Raw genomic sequence first — 19,328 nt, forward strand, 5'->3', positions numbered from 1 at the left:
ATCCGGCGGTAGTAGCACAGCCTCCATGTCCCTGGCCCAATCTGCGTCGCAGCCCGAATTCGGGCTGGCGGCGGGCCCGATACGGCGCCCGAACCCCTGGGCCCTGCCCTGGCTGACGACCGGCGGCACCACCCGCCTGGTCCTCGCCAACCTGCTGGTCGCCCTGCTCTATGCCGGGCTCGGCACCGTGGTCGGGCGGTTCTTCGGCGCCTATGGCCTGTTCCCGGCGCCGATCTGGCTGCCGGCCGGCATTGCCTGCATCGCCTGCATGGTCGGGGGCGCAACGCTGCTGCCGGGCATCTTCCTCGGCTCTCTGGTCGTCAACGCCATCGTCTTCGAGACGCCGCTGCCGGTCGCGGCGCTGATCTCGCTGTCCAACGCGCTCGGCCCCTGGGCGGGCATCCAGGTGACGCGGGCGATGCGCCCGGTGACCGGGCTGTTCACCCGCTTCATCGGCGTGCTCGGCTTCATCCTGGGCGGGGTGCTGCTGCATGCGGCGCTCACCGCGGCGGGCGGCACCCTGGCGCTGGCGCTGGCGCATCCGATGACCCTGGCCAAGGCCTATGCGACCTTCTGCGCCTGGTGGCTCTGCGACAGTGGCGGGACCTTCTTCTTCGCTCCGGCCCTGCTGCTCTGGCTCGGCATCGAACACAGCACCGTCTCGGCCGAGCGGCCGCCCTCGCGGCTGGACCGGCTGGTGTTGCTGGGCATGGTGGCCGCGGCGGCCCTGCTCTTCGCCGTGCCGGGCGTCGGGCGGCTGGTGCGGCCGGATGCGGTCTTCCTGCTGACCGTGCCGCTGTCCTGGATCACGCTGCGCATCTCGCTGCGCGCCGCCTATACGCTGCTGACCGCCATCTGCATCGCGGCGACCGTCGGCACGGTGCTGGGCGAGGGCCCCTTCCACGGCCCGAGCGTCTACAACCCGCTGCAATCGGTCGGGCTGATGACCGTGCTCTTCGCCATGGATGCGCTGACGCTGATCGCCCTGACCAGCGAGGGGCGCGAAGCGCGGGCGCGGCTGGCCGAGGCGCGCGGCAGCCTGGCCCGGGCCATGGCCCGCACCGAACACCTGACGCGGGAGGCGCTGACCGACCCGCTGACCGGCGCCGGCAACCGCCGCCACTTCACCGGCGCCGGCCGCGCCGCCTTCGACCTGGCCTGGACCGAGGGCGCGCCCTTCGCCCTGGTGCTGCTCGACCTCGACCATTTCAAGCGGCTGAACGACACGGCGGGGCATGAGGCGGGGGATACGGCGCTGCGCGCCATCGCCGAGACCTGCCGCAATACGCTGCGCGAGCAGGACATGCTGTTCCGCCTGGGCGGCGAGGAATTCGCCATCATCCTGCCGGGCGTGACCCTGGCCGGCGCGCGCGAGGTGGCCGAGCGGATGCGCCAGGCGATCGGCTATGTGGCGGTGGCGGGCGGCATCCGCCTCAGCGCCAGCTTCGGCGTCACCGCCTGCGCCCCGCGCGACCGGTCGCTGGAGGATCTGCTGCGTCGGGCCGACCAGGCCGTCTATGCCGCCAAGGGCAAGGGGCGGAACCGGGTCGAGGTTTCGGCGGGGGACTAGCCCTCTTACCGCGGCGGCGGCCCACGGCCGTCCCAGGGTTCCGTCGGGCGGTTGGCCGTGGCCTCCCGCCCATTCTCGAACAGGCCGAACAGCCCGCGCAGGAAGCCCGGCGTCAGCGCCGCCAGCGGGTTCACCACCACCGCCGGATCGGCCAGCGGCCCCTGCACCCGGTAGGTGGCGGCGAAGACCCCGCCCCCGGCCTCCGGGCTGAACAGCCGCCCGACCAGCGGCAGGTTGCCGAGCAGGGTGTTGAAGACATAGGCCGGGACGATGGTGCCCTCGATCTCGGCCACCGCCCGCTCGCGCAGGATGCGCCCCTTGGCGGTGACGCCGAGCGAGGCGGAGAAGGCCCGGGCATCGGCCAGGACCAGCGCCTCCGGCGTCAGGGTGAAGGGCGCGACGAGGCGGCTGAACACCATCCCCCGCCCGCCCCGCATCGCCTCCACCACCCCGTAGAGCGTCATCGCCTGCAGCAGCTTCGCCGCCGCCGGCGCGTCGCGCAGCACGAAGCCCTCCAGCTCGGCAGTGCCGGAGAGCGGCGCGCCCGGCCGCGCCTCGGCATAGCTCGCACTCACGCTGAGCCGCCCGCCCTGGATGACATTGACCAGGTCGAGCGCATGCAGCAGCGCGCCGCCATCCTCGGCGGCCAGGCGCAGCAGGCGCTGCTCGCCGCGTGGCGTCAGGCTGAACTCGAAGGGCGCCGGCCGCGGCGCCATGCCGCTGCCGGCGGTCCGCCCGGTGGCGCGCGCCTCGCGCAGCACCCCGCGGGCATCGGTGCGGCCACGGGCCTGGAGGCCGAGCAGGTCCCGCTCCTCGCCCATCGTCACCCGGTCGAAGCGGAGGTCGAGCAGGATCGGCGGGCCGCTTTCCGCGCTCGCGGGGCCCGGCTGCGATGGCCGGGCGCCGCCGCCCTCGGCATGGCCGGCCGGCCCGAGCACCGGCCGCAGATCGAGCAGGGGGCCGCGCAGCCCGATGGACCAGGGCGCGCCGCCCCGCTCTGGCGGCCGCACCTCGCCGATGAAGCGGGAGCCGCCGAACAGGCTCTCGGTGAACTCCACCCGCTCAAGCCGGGAGGCGCGGCCGAAGCGGGCATTGCCGCGCAGCGAGAGCTCCAGCGCCTCCACCCGGAACCCCTCGACCGCCACCAGGGAGTCGCCCTGGATGCGGAGCGTCGCCTCGGCGGTGCCGGCCGTGCCGGGCTGCTTGGCCCAGTTCAGCGCCTCCAGCCCAAGCCGGGCATCGGTCAGGTCGCCGCGCAGCGCCACCTGGCCCCCGCCATTCCGCCGCCGCTCGCTGCGCGCCTCCACCGCCACCGGGCCTTCCAGCACCCGGGTCGCGTCGAAGCCGAGCAACGCCACCTGCTTCGCATCCAGCCGCCCGGTCAGCGTCGCCCGCTCCACCACCTGCGTCGCCGGGCCGCGGCGGAAATCGAGTTCCACTGCCAGCTTCACGGGAGAGCCCAGCAGCAGCGCCTGGCCGGAGGCCTTGAGGGCATCGGTATCGACGGTCAGGTCGAAGCCGGCGCGGTCGAGGTCGCGGTCGAGCAGGATGCCGGGCAGCCGCGCCTCTGTCACGCGGGCGCTGGCCTTGATCTTCAGCTCCTCCACCGGAAGATCATCGAGCAGCGGGAAGGCGATGGAGAGCCGCGCATCCGCCTGTCCCTCGGCGACCTGGAGGGTCAGCGGCCGGCGCTCGAACAGCTTCAGCCGGGGATGCTTCAGCAGGGTCACCGCATCGGCCAGCGGTCCCGCGACCTGGAGCTGGATGTCGGCATTGCCCGGATCGCCGTCGAGATTGAAGAAGCGCACCACCCCCTCGCGCAGGTCGAGCCCGGCGCGACCGCCTTCCACGACGCCCTGCCTTCCGCCACGGGCGCGCAGCGTGATCTCGGTGAGGGAGAATTCCGCCGTGCCGGCGACGCCGGTGGCCGGCGGCACCGGGCGCAGCCAATGGACCGTCGCATCGCTCGCCTCGGCCGTGCCGGAGAGGGCGGTGACCCGCAGCGAGTCCAGCGCCTCGGCCGGCGCCTCGGCCTCGACATGCCAGCGCCCGTTGCGGATCTCGCCGGTGGTGATGTTGCGGGTGATCCAGTCCCGCTCGCCGCCCGTCGGACTGCCGAGGCCGCGCGGCCAGTAGCCGGGCAGGTCGGCGAAGGCGACCGCATCGATCCCGAGATCGAGCGCCCCGCGCCAGATCCCGTCCCGGCGCTCGGCCGCCCCCTTGGCCTCGATCACCGGGCCCCTGGGGCGGGAGGCGCGCGGCAGGCGGAGCCGGATGCGGTCCAGCCGCAGCCGGTCGGGCGTGAGGGAGAGGGCGATCTCGGCGCCCTCGGCCGCGATCCGCCGGTTGCGGCCGAGATCGAAGACCGCGCCGGTGGCGGCGAGGCCGAGATGCGCCTCCTCCAGCTGCAAGCCGTCGAGGGCTTCCGGCAGCCGGGCGCGGGCCGTGAGGCGGGCATCGCGCAGAAGCCCGGCCGGGAGGGAACCGAGCGCGGCGGCACGGGCCTCGGGCGCCAGCCCCTCGGGCCAGTAGCGCGGCAGGTCGCGCGCCTCGATCGGCTCGGCGCCAAGGTCGAGGGCGACCGCCCAGCCATCGCCCCTCCGGGTCAGCCGGCCGGTGACATCGAGCGACGGGCCCGGCGCGCCGCCATTGCCGGGCAGCTGCATGCGCGCCTCGCGCAGCTCCACATCCTGGCCGAGGATGGTGGCGGCGATGGCGAGGCCGGCGAAGGGCAGGCGGCGCGGCCGGCCCTCCTGCGGACCGAGATCGAAGGCGCCGGCGCCGGCGGTCAGCCGCGCCTCGACATGCTGCGGCTGGCCGGCGGCATCGAATTCCGCCCCCGCCCGCAGCGCCACCGGCGCATCCAGCAGGCCGAGCGGCGCGAGCGGCGGCCAGACGGTGGCAAGTTCCGATGGGCGCAGGGCGGGCAGGCTCATCGCCGCGCTGAAGCGGGGCGGCGTCCCCTCCGCCCGGCCTTCCAGCCGCACCGGCACCACAACCGCGCCGGAGCGGAACACCGCCGAGCCCTCGCCCTGCACCCCGCCGGCCTCGGCGCGGCGGAGATCGAGTTGTGTCGCCTCCAGGCTCCAGCGCCGGCCGGTCGCCGCTTCGGTCAGGTTCAGCCGCCCATCGATGAGGCGCAGGCGCCGCAGCGCGGCGGCCGGGCTGCGATCCGAGGCCGGACGCATGAGGTCGTTCAGCAGGGCGAGGGACTCCTCATCCCCTCCCCCGCCGAAATCGAGGCCGATTCCGCCATCCGGGGCGAGGATTGCCTGCACCTCCAGCCCGCGCAGGCTGATGGTCGCCGGCGCCAGGGTGCCGCGCAGCAGCGCACGGAGCGAGAGCGTCGCCGCCGCATCCGGCAATTCGAGCTGCGGCCCGCCCGCCTGCGTGGCCAGCCGCACCCCTTCCAGCCGGATGTCGAGCGGCGCGGCGGTGCCGCCGCGGAACCCCTCCCAGGCGATGGCGGCGCGGCCGATCGACAGGCGCGGGCCATCCGGCCGGGTATTCACCCCGGCCTCGATCTGCCGCGCCAGGAAGGGAATCTCGAGCGGCGCCTCGGCCAGCCGCCAGGCGAGGCCACCGAGGGCGAGCGCCAGCACCAACAGCGTGGCCATGCAGGCATGGCCGAAGGGGCCGAGCCAGCGCCAGCGCCGCCGCGCTTGACCTTCGGCCTCGGTCACGCCTTCCCTCCCCTATCATGGCCATGACCGAACCGAGGATCGCCTCGGACCACCTGCCCCGTCCCTTCGACTCCGAGGCCGCCGCCCGGCTGCTCGAACGCTTCGGCGAGCGCGACGCCGCCGCCCGCGCCTTCGCCGCCAGCGCCGAGGGCGCGGCGCTGCTCGGCGCGCTGGGCGGGCACAGTTCCTATCTCGCGGATCTGGCGGTGCGGGAAGCCCCGGCGCTGCTGCGCCTGGCGGAGCGCGGGCCGGACGAGGCCTTCGCCCTCGCCCTCGACCCGCTCGGCCGCGCCGATCCGGCGGCGGCGCGGGAGGCGGTGGGGGTGCTGCTGCGGCAGGCGAAGCGGCAGGCGGCGCTGATCGCCGCCGCGGCCGATATCGCCGGGCTCTGGAGCCTCGACCAGGTCACCGGTGCGCTCTCGACCGTCGCCGAGCAGACGATCGACTTCGCCTGCAACCACCTGCTGCTGGCCGCCGCGACGCGCGGGGAGCTGAAGATCAGTGCCAAGTCGCCCGCCACCGGCAGCGGCCTCATCCTGCTCGGCATGGGCAAGCTGGGCGGGCGGGAGCTGAACTACTCCTCCGATGTGGACCTCATGGTGCTGTACGACCCGGAGGCGGCAACCTATCACAGCGACCGGGCGGGCGCCGCCTATGTCCGGCTCGCCCGCGACCTCGTGCGATTGCTCGAGGAGCGGACGGCCGAGGGCTATGTCTTCCGAACCGATCTCCGCCTCCGCCCGGATCCGGCGGCGACGCCGCTCGCCGTCTCGGTCAATGCCGCCATCGTCTACTACGAGAGCATGGGCCAGAACTGGGAACGCGCCGCCATGATCAAGGCGCGGCCGGTGGCCGGCGACCGGGCGCTCGGCGAGCATTTCCTGCGCGAGATCCGGCCCTTCGTCTGGCGCCGCCACCTGGATTTCGCCGCCGTCACCGACATCCATTCGATCAAGCGGCAGATCCACGCGCATAAGGGCACCAAGGGCGCCGGCGCCACCATCCCGACGCCGGAGGCGCTGGCCGGGCATGACGTGAAGCTCGGCCGCGGCGGCATCCGCGAAATCGAGTTCACCGCCCAGGTGCTGCAATTGATCTGGGGCGGGCGCGATCCCGGGCTGCGCGACCCGACCACGCTCGGCGCGCTGGCGGCGCTGGCGGCGGCGGGGCGGATCGAGCGGCGGGCGGCCGCCGACCTCGCCGATGCCTATGTCTTCCTGCGGAATCTGGAGCACCGGTTGCAGATGGTGGCAGACCGGCAGACGCACAGGCTGCCGGAGGATGCGACCGGCCTCGCCCGCATCGCCTCCTTCATGGGCTTCGACAGCTTCGAGGGTTTCGCCGCTGCCTTCCTCGGCCATTTGGAGCGGGTGGAGCGCCACTACGGCAATTTCTTCGAGACCGCCCCCTCCCTCTCCCTGCCCGAGGCGCAGGGCAACCTGGTCTTCACCGGGGTGGAGGATGATCCGGCGACGCTCGCCACGCTGAAGCGGCTGGGCTTCGCCGACCCATCTTCCGTCGCCGCCATGATCCGGTCCTGGCACCATGGCCGGCCGCGCGCCACCCGCAGCGAGCGGGCGCGGGAGCTGCTGACCGAGCTGGTGCCGACCTTGCTCGCCGCCTTCGCCCGCCAGCCGCATCCCGACCAGGCGCTGGCGCGGTTCGACGGCATGCTCTCCCGCCTGCAGGCCGGCGTGCAGATGCTCAGCCTGTTCCGCCGCAACCCGGCGCTGCTCGACCGGGTGGCGGGGATCCTCGGCGCGGCGCCGCAGCTTGCGAACCATCTGGCACACAACGCGGCGGCGCTGGACGGGCTGCTGGCCGGCAGCCTTTCCCCCGCCGCGGCCGATCCGGCGGCCGGCCTGCCGGCGCTGGTGAAGGATGCCCGCCACCTCGAGGAAGCGCTGGAGGCGGCGCGGCGCCTGGCGACGGAGCGGAAATTCGAGATCGATGCGGCGGCGCTGGAAGGCCAGCTCGATGCCGACACCGCCGGGGAGCTGCGGGCGGATCTGGCCGATGCCGCCATCGCCGCGCTGCTGCCCCGCGTCGCCGCCGATTTCGCCGAACGCTATGGCCGGGTGCCCGGCGGGGCGCTGGCCGTCGTCGCCTTCGGCAAGCTGGGGGGCCGGGAGATGCTGCCCGGCTCCGATCTCGACCTGGTCCTGGTCTATGACCACGACCCGGAGGCGACCGAGAGCAGCGGCGGGCGGAAGGCCCTGGCGCCCTCCGAGTATTTCATCCGCCTGGCGCCGCAGGTGGTGGGCGCCATCACCGCGCCCGGGGCCGAGGGACGGCTCTGGGAGGTGGATATGCGGCTCCGCCCCTCGGGCAATAAGGGACCGGTGGCGATCCGCCTCGCCTCGCTGGAGCAATATCACCGGGAGAATGCCTGGACCTGGGAGCGGATGGCGCTGACCCGGGCGCGGCCGGTGGCCGGGCCGCCGGCGCTGAAGCGTCGCATCAATGAGGTGCTGCGCGCCGCGATCCTGAAGCCGGGCGCCGCCGAGGTGGCGCTGGCCGATGCCACCGCCATGCGGGCGCGGATGCTGCGGGAGCTGCCCTCCGAGGGTCCCTGGGACGTGAAGGCGATGCCGGGCGGGTTGATCGAGGTGGAGTTCATCGCCCAGGCCCTGCAACTGGCCCATGCGCCGGCCGAGCCCCGCATCCTGGCGACCACCACCCGCACCGCCCTTGCCCGGCTCGGCCAATACGGGATGCTGCCGCGGGAGGAAGCGGCGGCGCTGATCGCGGCCGACCGGCTGTGGCGGACCATCATCGGCTTGGTGCGGCTGACCATCGGCAAGTCGCGGGAGGCCAACCTGCCGGCGCCGGGCGCGGCGGCGCTGCTGCGCGTCGCGGCGCCGCTGCTCGACCCGGCCCCGGTTGACCTCCCCGCGCTGCGCGCTCAGATGCAGGACGTGGCCGGAACGGTCCGCGCGATCTTCGAGCGGCGGGTCGGCAGCCTGGGGGGCACAGCATGAGCGAGACGGGACCAGCGGAGGGGCAGCCGGCCCCGGAGTTCAGCATGCCGGCGAGCGGCGGGCGGACCGTCAGCCTGGATGGGCTGAAGGGAGGGCCCTTCCTTCTCTATTTCTATCCGAAGGCGGATACGCCCGGCTGCACCAAGCAGGCCTGCGGCATCCAGGAAGCGCTGCCGCAGCTTGGCAAGCTCGGCCTGACGGTGATCGGGGTGAGCCCGGACAAGATCCCGCCGATCGAGAAATTCGCCCAGAAATTCGGCCTGGAATTCCCGCTCGCCTCGGATGTCGACCACAAGGTGGCCGAGGCCTATGGCACCTGGGTCGAGAAATCCATGTACGGCAAGAAATACATGGGGATGGAGCGGAGCAGCTTCCTCGTCGCCGCCGACGGCACCATCGCCCGCATCTGGCGCAAGGTGAAGCCGGAGGCGCATGCGGCCGAGGTGCTGAGGGCGGCCGCTGCCCTCTAGCCTACATCCGCTTGTAGTCCTCGGTCGCGATATCCTCGCCGAACTGGCCGTGGTCCTCGGGCAGAGGACCGCGCTTTTCCTGGGCGGTGTCCATCGGCGCCGCCAGCGGCTCCTCGCCCGGCCCGGCCGGGATCGCCCGCTCGGCGGTGCAGGAGCAGACCGTGCTGCCATCCGGCAGCCGGTTCGGCATCGTCACCTCATCGCAATGCGGGCATTGGATGGCTTCGAGCCGCGGGGAGGCGGGCGGGGGGGCGCTGTCGCTCATGCCCGCCTCAATGCGCAGGATGGGTGCGGGTTCAGTTGATCTGGGACAGATCCTCGGCCAGCACGACGATCTGGATGGCGTAGGAGACCTCGCCATCCTCGGTGTCGCGGTGGACGGTGCCGACGAATTCCGAGCCGACGAAGAGCTCGACCGAGGCGTTCTTGCGCTGCGGGGTGCTGAGCTTGATCCGGTCGTTGCCCAGCAGCCGGCGAAGATGCGCCTGCACCGCGGCGAGTTCGGCTGGGGTCATGGGTCTTGATCCTGAAACTTGCGGGAGCGCGGAGGCATAACCCGCAGGGCGCCGCAGGGCTACCCTTTTGGTCCGGCCTCCTCCGGCGCCAGCAGCCGGAGCGCGAGGGCATGCATCCCGCCCTCGAATTCCGCCGCCAGCGCGGCATGGACGGCGCGCGACCGGGCGAGCCGGCCCATCCCGGCGAAGGCCGGGCTGACCATCAGGACGCTGTAATGCGTCTCGCCCCCCGGCTGGGCGCCGGCATGGCCGGCATGGCGGTGGCTGTCGTCCTCGATCTCGATCCGGGAACCGGGGAAGGCGGCGTCGAGGGCGGCTTGGATGCGGCTGGCGCGGGTCTGCATGGCGCGTTCATGCCCCTGATCCGCGGTCCCTGCCAAGTCATTCCCCAGGTCCCGCTCGGCTTGCAGAGGCGCAGGGGGACGCCCATAACTGGCCGATGCCCCCCCGCCGTGGAGCCAAACCCGAACCCCAGAGCCCGTCCCGTCCCTGCGACGCCCCGGGCTGCGCCGACCCGGGCGAATACCGGGCCCCGAAATCCCGCACCAGCCTCAACGAATACCGCTGGTTCTGCCTGCCGCATGTCCGGGAGTACAACGCCTCCTGGGATTATTACAAAGGCATGGGCCCGAACGAGATCGAGGCCAATCTCCGGCACGACACCTCCTGGCAGCGGCCGACCTGGCCGCTCGGCCGGCTCGGCGGCAGCCAGCGCTTCGACCCGGAATTCCTGCGCGATCCGCTCGGCCTGCTCTATACGACGCCGCTGCATGCGCGGCGGACCCGGCCGGCCGAAGCAAAGCCGAAGGCCCCGCCCGAACTGCGGGCCGCGCTCGACGTTCTGGGCCTTGAGTGGCCGCTCGACCAGGGAACCCTCAGGGCGCGCTACCATGAGCTGGCGAAGCAGCTCCACCCGGATGTGAATGGCGGCGACCGCGGCGCGGAGGACCGTCTGAAGGATGTGAACCGCGCCTATAGCCTGTTGCGCCAGCGGGCCGGCCAGTCCGGCCTGGCCGCGGAAGCGGCCGCCGCCCCAGGCTAGGAATTCGCCCCGAGGCGGGTAGCCTGCCGCCTGTCCCTGCCCTAAACTTTCCAGCAAGAACCTGAGCGGATGCCGATGAACAAGGTCGCCAACCTCGCCGAAATCCGTCCCACTTCGGCGATCGAATCCCCGGACACGAGCGTGAACGCGCGCGAGGCCTTCGGCCTCGACATCGACATGCAGGTCCCGGCCTTCTCCCTGCGCACCGAGCATGTGCCGGAGATCGACGAGAGCTATCGCTTCGACCGCGAGACGACGCTGGCGATCCTGGCCGGCTTCGCCAACAACCGCCGCGTGATGGTCCAGGGCTATCACGGCACCGGCAAATCCACCCATATCGAGCAGGTGGCGGCGCGGCTGAACTGGCCCTGCATCCGCGTCAACCTCGACAGCCATATCAGCCGCATCGACCTGATCGGGAAGGACGCGATCGTCCTGAAGGACGGCAAGCAGGTGACGGAGTTCCGCGAGGGCATCCTGCCCTGGGCGCTCCAGCATCCCTGCGCGCTGGTCTTCGACGAATATGATGCGGGCCGGCCGGACGTGATGTTCGTCATCCAGCGCGTGCTGGAGGTCGAGGGCAGGCTGACCCTGCTGGACCAGAACCGGGTGATCCGGCCGAACCCCTGGTTCCGCCTGTTTGCCACGGCGAACACGGTGGGCCTGGGCGACACCACGGGGCTCTATCACGGCACCCAGCAGATCAACCAGGGCCAGATGGACCGCTGGAACATCGTCGCCACGCTGAACTACCTGCCGCATACGCAGGAGACGCAGATCGTGATGGCGAAGCTCGGCATCGACCCGTCCGACGCCAAGATGAAGAAGCGCGTCGAGGCGATGGTGGCGCTGGCCGACCTGACCCGCGCGGGCTTCATCGCGGGCGACATCAGCACCGTCATGTCGCCCCGCACCGTCATCACCTGGGCCGAAAATACCCGGATCTTCGGCGATGTCGGCTTCGCCTTCCGCCTCACCTTCCTCAACAAGTGCGACGAGGCGGAGCGCAGCACGGTGGCCGAATACTACCAGCGCTGCTTCAACGAGGACCTGCCGACGGGCCTGCTGAAGAAGGCCGGGTAGGACTCCTCCGCACCGCATGCGCCCGCGGCTGTCCCGATGCCGCGGGCGCATCGCCTTGAGGAGACTCGTTGCAATCGGGCCGGCGGCCGGAACGAAGCGGAAGCCATAGCATGTCGAAGCAAGACCTGACCCGCCAGGAAGAGTTCAAGCGCGCCACCGCCGGGACCCTGCGCGCCGTCGCCCATGCCAATGCCGAGGTGCAGGTGGCCTTCCAGCCCGGCCCCGGCGGCGTTGCCGGCAAGCGGGTGCGGCTGCCGTTGCCGACCCGCGCCCTGCCGCCGGCCGAGATGGCGAAGCTGCGCGGCGCCGCCGATGCCGCGGCGCTCCGGCTCCGCCACCATTCGGAATCGGTCCATGCCTCCCGCCTGCCCCAGCGCCGCGAGGCGAAGGAGGTCTATGACGCGCTGGAGGATGTCCGGGTCGAGGCCGTGGGCAGCCGGCACATGGCCGGCGTCGCCGCCAATCTCCGCGCCCGGCTGAACGACCTCTGCGAGACCGAGGGCTATGACCGGATGACCCGGAAGGACCAGCTGCCGCTGCCCGCGGCGCTGTCCCTCCTGGCGCGCGAGCGCATCTCCGGCGAGCCGGCGCCGGCCGCGGCGCATCGCGTGCTCGATCTCTGGCGCGACACGCTCGGCGAGCGGGCCGATGCGGCGCTGCAGGAGATGGCCCACAATACCGAGGACCAGGATGCCTTCGCCCGCGCCGCCCGCAAGCTGCTGACCGCGCTCGACCTGGCCGAAGCCGAGGTGGAGTCCGAGGCCGAGGACCAGGAGGACGGCGAGGAGAGCGGCGAGCAGTCCAGCCAGCAGGACCAGTCCGGCGAGGGCGAGGCCCAGTCGCAGGACCAGGAGAGCATGCTCGGCGCCCAGCCCGAGACCATGCAGGGCGAGGCCGCCGAGGAAGAGGCCGAGGAGACCGAGGACGAAGGCGCCGCCGCCGAGGGCGACGACAAGCCCGGCGGCCCGCAGCAGCGCCGCGAGGTGCCGCAGACCGACGATTCCAGCCGCTACCACCCCTTCACCACCCAGTTCGACGAGATCATCGAGGCCGACGAGCTCTGCGACCCGGAGGAGCTGGGCCGGCTGCGCCAGCAGCTCGACCAGCAGCTCTCCCACCTCCAGGGCGTCGTCTCGAAGCTCGCCAACCGGCTGCAGCGGCGGCTGCTGGCGCAGCAGCAGCGCGCCTGGGAATTCGACCTGGAGGAGGGGATGCTGGATGCGGCGCGCCTCGCCCGCATCGTCGCCAATCCCATGCTCTCGCTGAGCTACAAGCGGGAGCGCGAGGCGGATTTCCGCGACACCGTCGTCAGTCTGCTGATCGACAATTCCGGCTCCATGCGCGGCCGGCCGATCACGGTCGCCGCCATGTGCTCGGACATCCTGGCCCGCACGCTCGAGCGCTGCGCGGTGAAGACCGAGATCCTCGGCTTCACCACCCGCGCCTGGAAGGGCGGCCAGAGCCGCGAGCGCTGGGTGCAGGAAGGCAAGCCGCGCAATCCGGGCCGGCTGAACGACCTGCGCCATGTCGTCTACAAGGCAGCCGATGCGCCCTGGCGGCGCGCGCGCAAGAATCTCGGCCTGATGCTGCGCGAGGGGCTGCTGAAGGAGAATATCGACGGCGAGGCGCTGGAATGGGCCTATAAGCGCCTCCGCGGGCGGCCGGAGCACCGGCGCATCCTGATGGTGATCTCGGACGGCGCGCCGGTCGATGACAGCACCCTCTCGGTCAATCCGGGCAACTACCTGGAACGCCACCTGCGCAAGGTGATCGGCGATATCGAAGGCCGCGGCGATGTCGAGCTGATCGCGATCGGCATCGGCCATGACGTGACCCGCTACTATCGCCGCGCCGTCACCATCGTGGATGCCGAGGAGCTGGGCGGCACCATGATGAAGAAGCTGGCCGAGCTCTTCGACGAGGATGCGGCCGAGGCCTGGCAGCGAGCCGCCACGGAACGCTCCGCCGTCCTCGTCTAGAGCGGGTTCCGTTCGCGTTGGCTCACGAAACCCACTCCAGCTCTTTGTTCGAGCGAGCAAATTACTCCAATCAGGTGATGTCACCTGATTGGAGTTTGCTCTAGCCGCTTGCCCCGCCTCTCCCGCCGGGCGTTGCTGGCCGCGCTGGCGACCAGCGGCTGCGTCCCCGGCGGGGCCGGCCAGGCCCAGGGCGCGGTTGCACGGCCGCTGGCGCTCGATCCGCTGCCGCCCGGCAGCCGGCTGGAGGCGCTGGGCGGCCTCGTGCTCGACGATGCCGTGCTCGGCTTCGGCGGCCTCTCCGGTATCTGGATCGATAACGACCTCCAGCTCACCGCCGTCAGCGACGTCGCGCATTGGCTGACGGCGCGGCTGGTCCTGCGGGATGGTCGGCCGGCGGCGCTGACGGAGCTGCGGACGGGGCTGCTGAAGGACGGCTCGGGCCAGCCCTTGCGACGCGGCTTCGGCGGCGATGCGGAATCCCTTGCCCGGCTGCCGAACGGCACCTTCCTTGTCGGCTTCGAGCGCTGGCACCGCATCCGCGCCTTCCGCCCGATCAGCGGCCCCGGCGCCTATGTCGAAGCGCCGCCGCGGCTGGAGCTGGCGCAGCGCAATGGCGGCCTCGAATCCCTCGCCGTGCTGCCGGATGGGCGCTGGCTCGCCATCGCCGAGCAATTGCGGACGCATCAGGGGCCGCAATACCGCCAGGCCTGGATCGGCGGGCCGGGGCGCTGGCGCCCCTTCGCCTATGGCCCGGGCGAGGGCTATGACCCGGCCGATTGCGCCGCGCTGCCGGATGGCGGGGCGCTGGTGCTGGAACGCAGCTTCTCCATCTTCGGCGGCTTCACCGGCCGGCTGGTGCGGCTCTCGGCGGCGCAGCTCCGCGCTGCGGAGGGGGATGTGGCGCTGGTGGGAGACGAGATCCTGACCCTCAGCGGCCCGATACCGCGCGACAATTACGAAGGCGTGGCGGTGTTCCAGCATGGTGGCCGGACGCTGGTGGCGCTGATCTCCGACGACAACGAGAACATGCTGCAGCGGACGCTGCTGCTGCTCTTTGCCTTGCAGGACGACTGAGCGGCGAGATGCCTCTCGATTCGTTGCGTTAACGGCACTATCCTGGCGCGATGCGCGCCCTGCCCCTGCTTCTCCTCGCCCTCGCCGGCTGCGGCGACACGCTCTGGGCCCGGAGCGTCGATGCTGCCTGGACCGCCGCGGTGGACCGCGTCGCGCCGGCCATCGCCCCGCTGGAGGATCTGCCGGAGCCGGATGGGCCGGCGCTGCGCCTCTGGCTGCGCGGCCAGCCCACCGCCGCCGTGCTGCTCCAGGAAACCGGGGAGAGGCGGCTCTGGCGCACCGCGGGCGGCGTGGTGGTGGCAACCGAGGGCGGGCGCGTCACCGCCACCGCCGGGCTGCGGCAATATGTCGCCGCCACCCGGTTCGAGGGGCCGGACCCGCTGGCCGATCCCGCTGCGCTGCTCGATCGCCCGGCCGGGGCGCGGCGGCTCGTGGACCTGATGGAGGGGGATCGCTCGGCCGCCGGGATGCGCTTCGGCGTCGCGCTGGATTGCCGGCTGCGCGCCGAACGCACCGAAGCGGCGGAGATCCTGCTGGTGCAGGAACGCTGCCGTACCTCCGGCAGCCTCGGCTTCACCAACCGCTTCTGGGTGGAGGCCGAGGGCGGCGCCGTGCTGCGGGCCGAGCAATGGGTCGGCCCCGCCATGCCGATGCTGGTGATGGAATTCCTCAGCCCCGCCAGCTGAGCCCCGCCTGCCGCACCCGCGCCGCGACCAGGCCGAGCCAGACGAGCTGGAGGCCGAGCGCCGGCAGCACGATCAGCGGCTTCAGCCCCGGCGGCAGGCGCAGGAACAGCGCCGCCAGCCCGGCATGGAACAGCGCGAAGCCCCAATGCGTGGCGGCCACGGTCCAGGTGCCCATGCCCGCGCGCTGCGCCATCTGATACAGGTGGGTCCGGTGCGGCGCGCCCACCTTGTCGCCCATCCAGCCGCGCCGCAGCAGCGTGAAGCCCGCATCGAAGAGCAGGCCGAACAGCAGCAGCGGCACGATCAGGAAGCTGAGCTGGTTGGAATCGAAGCGTGACGCCGCCACCGCCAGCACCGCCAGCATGAAGCCGGCGAATTGGCTGCCGACATCGCCCATGAAGATGCGCGCCGGATGCAGGTTGAAGGGCAGGAAGCCGGCAAAGCCCGCCGCCAGCATCAGCGAGGCGAGATAGACGAAGCGCCCGCCCTCCCCCGCCGCGATAGCGGCCAGTGCCGCGCAGGCGATCAGCAGCGTCCCGCCGACCAGCCCGTCCAGCCCATCCATGAAATTCACTGCATTGGTGCAGCCCAGGATCCAGAAGACCGTCAGCGGCACCCCGATCCAGCCCAGCTCCACCACGCCGATCCAGGGCAGCGCCAGGCGCGAAAGCACGAGGCCGGTGCCGATCGCCACCAGCGCCGCCGCGAGCTGCGCCAGCAGCCGCAGCCGGGCCGGGAGGTTGCGGATATCGTCCACCAGCGCGACCGCAGCGATGGCGCAGGCCGCCAGGATGACGCCGAGGAATTGCCGCTCCTCCAGCCGGGCGAAATCGGCCAGGCGATAGAGGGCCAGCACGCCGATCACGAAGGCGGCGACCACGCCGGCCCCGCCCCCGCGCGGCGTCGCCACCCGATGCGCGCTGCGGCCATTCGGGATGTCGAGGATCGGCCAGCGGATCATGGCCCGCACCACCGCCGCCGAGAACAGCGCCAGGGCCAGGGCAAAGAGGAGATGTTGCGAAAGGGCGCCGAGGGTCATGCGCCGGGGGGTGTGGCCGAACCGGCGCGCGACCGCAAGCGCCAGCCGCTATTCCGCCTCCGTCCCGAAAACCCCGACCTTTCCGGCCTGTTACCCCACAGTCCGTCACCGTACCGGGAAGGAAGCCACCCCCCATGTTCATGCGCATCGACAAGCTGCAGGCCGAGCTCCCGGCACCGAAGAAGCAGGACCCCAATGCCGCCGCGGCCCTGCAAGAATTGCTGGGCGGCAAGTATGGCGAGATGTCGACCCTCGGGAACTACATGTTCCAGAGCTTCAACTTCAAGAGCAAGGAGAAGCTCCGCCCCTTCTACGGCCTGGTCGCCAGCATCACCGCCGAGGAGCTGGGCCATGTCGAACTGGTCAGCAACGGCGTCGCCATGCTGAACAACGGCCCTGACACCAATGCCGACCAGAAGGATGGCGGCGACATCTCGAAGGCGCCCTTCGAGGCGATGAAGGACATCCGCTCCTTCGCCAGCTTCGCCTCCAATGGCGGCGGGGCGCTGCCGGTGAACAGCAATTCCATGTCCTGGAACGCCGACATGGTGACCACCACGGGCAATGTGGTGGTGGACCTGCTGCATAACTTCCACCTGGAATGCGGCGCCCGGCTGCACAAGCTGCGCGTCTACGAGACGCTGTCGGACCCGACGGGGCGCGAGGTCTGCGGCTATCTGCTGGTGCGCGGCTCGGTCCATGCGCATGCCTATGCGCTGGCGCTGAAGCAGATCACCGGCGTCGAGCTGGAGAAGTTCCTCCCCACGCCGAACATCCCGCTCAGCAAGATTCCCGAGTGCCAGAAATACCTGGACGAGGGCTCGCACCGCCGCCTCTATACCTGGAGCCCGAGCGACTACAAGGAAATCGCCGGCGTCTGGGGCAATGGCGAGATGGCGCTGCCGGGTGACCCGCCGGGCCAGCTCGAGGTGGTGGACGGCATGCCGGAAGGCGGCAAGATCCACCAGCTGACCGGCATCCCCTCGGCCTTCGCCCCGGACTATGCGCCGGAGGAGATGTTCGAGATCGCCACCAAGCTCTACAAGGCGTCGAAGTAACGCGCCCGGGGCGGGGCTATCTCAACAGCCCGAGATAGTCCCGCCCCAGCGGCTCCGCCCGGCCTTCCCGCGTCACCTCGTACAGCGGGTTCTCCACCGCCAGCCGCTGCCCGCCATCGCGCACGACCGGACGGATCAGCGCCGTCGCCCGCGCCGCCGTCTCCGGCCCCAGCAGTTGCAGGGGGATGCGGATGAAGATGCCCTTGTCGAAGCTGCCCTCGCCGAAGCGGCGGGCGGAGACATCGGTGCGGGTGGCGAAGCCGCCCACCTCGATCCCGCTGTCGAAGCGCCGGCTCAGCTCCAGCGTCGCGCCCCAGTCGCCGGCGAGGTAGCGCCCCGCCCGCAGCACCGCGCCCAGGTTCCAGACCGGCAGGTCGGCATAGACCGAGAGATGCCCGGTCGTGACCGAATAGCCGAGCATGCCCAGCCGCTGCCGGTACTCCCGCTGCGCCACCCAGGCGAGGTCGAGCCCGACCGCGAAGGCGCGGCCCTGCGGCCGCCACAGCACCTCGCCCGAGGCCCCGGCGAACATCGGCTCCAGCAGCCCGGCCGAGACCCTGGCGAACAGGTCGGGCGCCGGGCTCCAGAGCCGCTCGGCATACAGGGCCGGGATCGCCGTTCGCCCCTCCCGCGCATAACGCCCGAGATCGCTGCGGACATGCGGCAGCCGGCTGTCGGAGGGCAGGCCCTTGCCGAGATTGCCCGCCACCGCCTGCGCCAGGCTGCCCGACAGGGCAAAGCCCTCGCCGAGGCCGAGCCGCGCCCCCGCCGCCCCGCCCGCCTGCCACAGCACTCCGCGCTTCGGATCACCGAGCTGCAGCGCGATCCGCGGCTCCAGCGCCCAGCTGAGGTCCGGGGCGAAGCCGGGCAGCGGTTCGGCCGGCAGCAGGGCGGCGCTGGCCAGCACCTCCTCGGCGCTGCCGGCGCCGGTGGCCGCACCTTCCATCGCCTCACGCAGCAGGACCAGCCGGGCGATGGGCAGGCCGGCGCGGTGCCATTCGACGGCGATCCGTTCCACGTCCGGCGGCAGCGCCCCCTGCACCGCGCGGGCGACCCGGCCGGCGACCCGCGCCAGGGTCGGATAGCGGCCGCCGGCGACGGCGACCCGCGCCTCCGCCCCCGCCACCTCGATCGCCAGCGGCCGGAAGCCCGCGGCCCGCAGCGCCGCCGCCGCATCCCCCGGCGCCTCCGGCCGCGGCGGCAGGGCGGGCGGCGGCGGGCGCGGCAGGCTCGGCGGGTGCGCGGGGTCGAGCCGGAGCGAGACCCGCACCAGCGCATCCGTGCCATGGACGAAGTGGAACCCGGCATCCAGCCAGGGATTGGGCTGCCAGGTCAGGCCGAAATTGAGCCGCGAGGCTGCCTCGCCGCGCAGCCCGGTCAGCCGCGCCGGATAGCCGCCCCGCTCGTCCCGCAGCGCATCGCCCGACCATTCGAGCTTGGCCCGCAGCCCCTCCACCCAGGGCAGCGACCATTCGATCCCGCCGAAGACCGAGGCTTCCCGCCCGCGGAACAGGCTGGTCAGCGCCGGCGTGCCGCCCACCCCCACCTTGCGCGGCCGCACCTCATAGCGTGAGGAAAGCAGCCCCAGCGGATTGCCGAGATCCCCGCCTGTGCCGAGCCGCCCCCAGCCGAGCCCGAGCGTCAGATCCACATCCCAGACCCGCTTTGAGGCCACCAGATATTCCCCGGCATAGAGCCCGGTGCCGATCACGTCCTGCGCCCCGATCGCCAGGGCCGGGCGCCAGGCGCCTTCCTCCCAGAGCCGCGCCTTGAGGTCGAAGGCGCGGTCGGTCGCGGTGCCGCGCCCGGCCGTCGCATCCAGCCGGTCGGTCAGGCGGAAGGTGGCCTCCAGGAATGGCAGCGCCTGGAAGGAGAGGAACCAGAATTGCCGCTGCCGCCGCCAGGCCGTCCCCGCCTCCAGCATGCCATCCGGCCGGAAGCGGGCATTGCGCATCTCGATCAGCCCGACGCCGCCGAAACTGGAGCCCGTCGCGGGCACGTCCTCGGCGCGGGCGGGACAGGCCAGGAGGAGAAGCAGGCCAAGGAGGGCTCTGCCCTCCCTGGACCCTCCCGCCAAGGGCCGAAGGGCCCTTGGAACCCATGGGTTAAACCCACACCGGGGTCCGGGGACCGGTTCGGTCCCCGGCG

General features: G+C 72.2%; 15 protein-coding genes. 9 read left to right on the forward strand and 6 right to left on the reverse strand.

What is annotated here, in order from left to right; translation table 11 throughout:
- The first annotated feature begins 25 nt into the window (after nucleotides 1-25).
- A complete protein-coding gene (locus JMJ55_RS08765) occupies nucleotides 26-1,570 on the forward strand; it encodes a sensor domain-containing diguanylate cyclase (protein ID WP_202825152.1) in 1,545 nt (514 codons plus the stop codon).
- A 5-nt stretch (nucleotides 1,571-1,575) separates the two neighbouring features.
- Here the strand turns inward: JMJ55_RS08765 and JMJ55_RS08770 are convergent, their stop codons facing one another.
- Nucleotides 1,576-5,253: a YhdP family protein gene (locus tag JMJ55_RS08770; protein ID WP_202825153.1), complete on the reverse strand. Its 3,678-nt coding sequence runs from the start codon at nucleotides 5,251-5,253 to the stop codon at nucleotides 1,576-1,578.
- Nucleotides 5,254-5,276: 23 nt separating this feature from the next.
- On the opposite strand from JMJ55_RS08770, the gene JMJ55_RS08775 reads away from it, so the two are divergent.
- Nucleotides 5,277-8,234 (forward strand): bifunctional [glutamine synthetase] adenylyltransferase/[glutamine synthetase]-adenylyl-L-tyrosine phosphorylase, encoded by a 2,958-nt coding sequence (locus JMJ55_RS08775; RefSeq protein ID WP_202825154.1) that lies wholly within the window; start codon nucleotides 5,277-5,279, stop codon nucleotides 8,232-8,234.
- On the forward strand, nucleotides 8,231-8,704 hold the full coding sequence (gene bcp, locus JMJ55_RS08780; protein ID WP_202825155.1) for a thioredoxin-dependent thiol peroxidase: 474 nt from the start codon (nucleotides 8,231-8,233) through the stop codon (nucleotides 8,702-8,704). The genes JMJ55_RS08775 and bcp overlap by 4 nt, the downstream gene beginning before the upstream one ends.
- 1 nt (nucleotide 8,705) lies before the next feature.
- Here the strand turns inward: bcp and JMJ55_RS08785 are convergent, their stop codons facing one another.
- The 3 genes from JMJ55_RS08785 to JMJ55_RS08795 are packed head-to-tail and all read right to left on the reverse strand — an operon-like array spanning nucleotide 8,706 to nucleotide 9,563.
- Nucleotides 8,706-8,969 carry a hypothetical protein gene (locus tag JMJ55_RS08785; protein WP_202825156.1) on the reverse strand — a complete coding sequence of 88 codons (264 nt, stop codon included), beginning with the start codon at nucleotides 8,967-8,969 and terminating at the stop codon, nucleotides 8,706-8,708.
- A gap of 31 nt (nucleotides 8,970-9,000) precedes the next feature.
- The gene (locus JMJ55_RS08790) at nucleotides 9,001-9,219 is read right to left on the reverse strand and encodes a DUF3126 family protein (protein WP_202825157.1); all 219 of its coding nucleotides are present in this window, start codon (nucleotides 9,217-9,219) and stop codon (nucleotides 9,001-9,003) included.
- 59 nt (nucleotides 9,220-9,278) lie between these two features.
- Nucleotides 9,279-9,563, reverse strand: coding sequence for a BolA family protein (locus JMJ55_RS08795; protein ID WP_202825158.1), 285 nt, complete (start codon nucleotides 9,561-9,563; stop codon nucleotides 9,279-9,281).
- Nucleotides 9,564-9,658: 95 nt separating this feature from the next.
- Between JMJ55_RS08795 and JMJ55_RS08800 the strand changes: the two genes are divergently transcribed.
- The 5 genes from JMJ55_RS08800 to JMJ55_RS08820 all read left to right on the forward strand — a co-directional run bounded on the left by JMJ55_RS08800 (nucleotide 9,659) and on the right by JMJ55_RS08820 (nucleotide 15,083).
- Nucleotides 9,659-10,261, forward strand: a complete 603-nt coding sequence (locus JMJ55_RS08800; protein WP_202825159.1) for a J domain-containing protein — start codon at nucleotides 9,659-9,661, stop codon at nucleotides 10,259-10,261.
- A gap of 75 nt (nucleotides 10,262-10,336) precedes the next feature.
- Nucleotides 10,337-11,344 (forward strand): cobaltochelatase subunit CobS, encoded by a 1,008-nt coding sequence (gene cobS, locus JMJ55_RS08805; RefSeq protein ID WP_202825160.1) that lies wholly within the window; start codon nucleotides 10,337-10,339, stop codon nucleotides 11,342-11,344.
- 110 nt (nucleotides 11,345-11,454) lie between these two features.
- Nucleotides 11,455-13,323, forward strand: coding sequence for a cobaltochelatase subunit CobT (gene cobT, locus JMJ55_RS08810; protein WP_202825161.1), 1,869 nt, complete (start codon nucleotides 11,455-11,457; stop codon nucleotides 13,321-13,323).
- A gap of 108 nt (nucleotides 13,324-13,431) precedes the next feature.
- The gene (locus JMJ55_RS08815) at nucleotides 13,432-14,397 is read left to right on the forward strand and encodes an esterase-like activity of phytase family protein (RefSeq protein ID WP_202825162.1); all 966 of its coding nucleotides are present in this window, start codon (nucleotides 13,432-13,434) and stop codon (nucleotides 14,395-14,397) included.
- Between the two features lie 50 nt (nucleotides 14,398-14,447).
- Nucleotides 14,448-15,083 carry a YjbF family lipoprotein gene (locus tag JMJ55_RS08820; protein ID WP_202825163.1) on the forward strand — a complete coding sequence of 212 codons (636 nt, stop codon included), beginning with the start codon at nucleotides 14,448-14,450 and terminating at the stop codon, nucleotides 15,081-15,083.
- Here the strand turns inward: JMJ55_RS08820 and JMJ55_RS08825 are convergent.
- The gene (locus tag JMJ55_RS08825) at nucleotides 15,067-16,122 is read right to left on the reverse strand and encodes a glycosyltransferase family 4 protein (RefSeq protein ID WP_202825164.1); all 1,056 of its coding nucleotides are present in this window, start codon (nucleotides 16,120-16,122) and stop codon (nucleotides 15,067-15,069) included. The genes JMJ55_RS08820 and JMJ55_RS08825 overlap by 17 nt on opposite strands.
- A 134-nt stretch (nucleotides 16,123-16,256) precedes the next feature.
- On the opposite strand from JMJ55_RS08825, the gene JMJ55_RS08830 reads away from it, so the two are divergent.
- Nucleotides 16,257-17,180, forward strand: a complete 924-nt coding sequence (locus tag JMJ55_RS08830) for a manganese catalase family protein (RefSeq protein WP_202825165.1) — start codon at nucleotides 16,257-16,259, stop codon at nucleotides 17,178-17,180.
- Between the two features lie 16 nt (nucleotides 17,181-17,196).
- Here the strand turns inward: JMJ55_RS08830 and JMJ55_RS08835 are convergent, their stop codons facing one another.
- Entirely contained in the window at nucleotides 17,197-19,179 is a 1,983-nt protein-coding gene (locus JMJ55_RS08835) for a YjbH domain-containing protein (protein WP_328702594.1), read from the reverse strand.
- Between the last annotated feature and the right edge of the window lie 149 nt (nucleotides 19,180-19,328).

This window comes from Belnapia mucosa (genome assembly GCF_016775475.1).
Classification (GTDB): Bacteria; Pseudomonadota; Alphaproteobacteria; order Acetobacterales; family Acetobacteraceae; genus Belnapia; species Belnapia mucosa.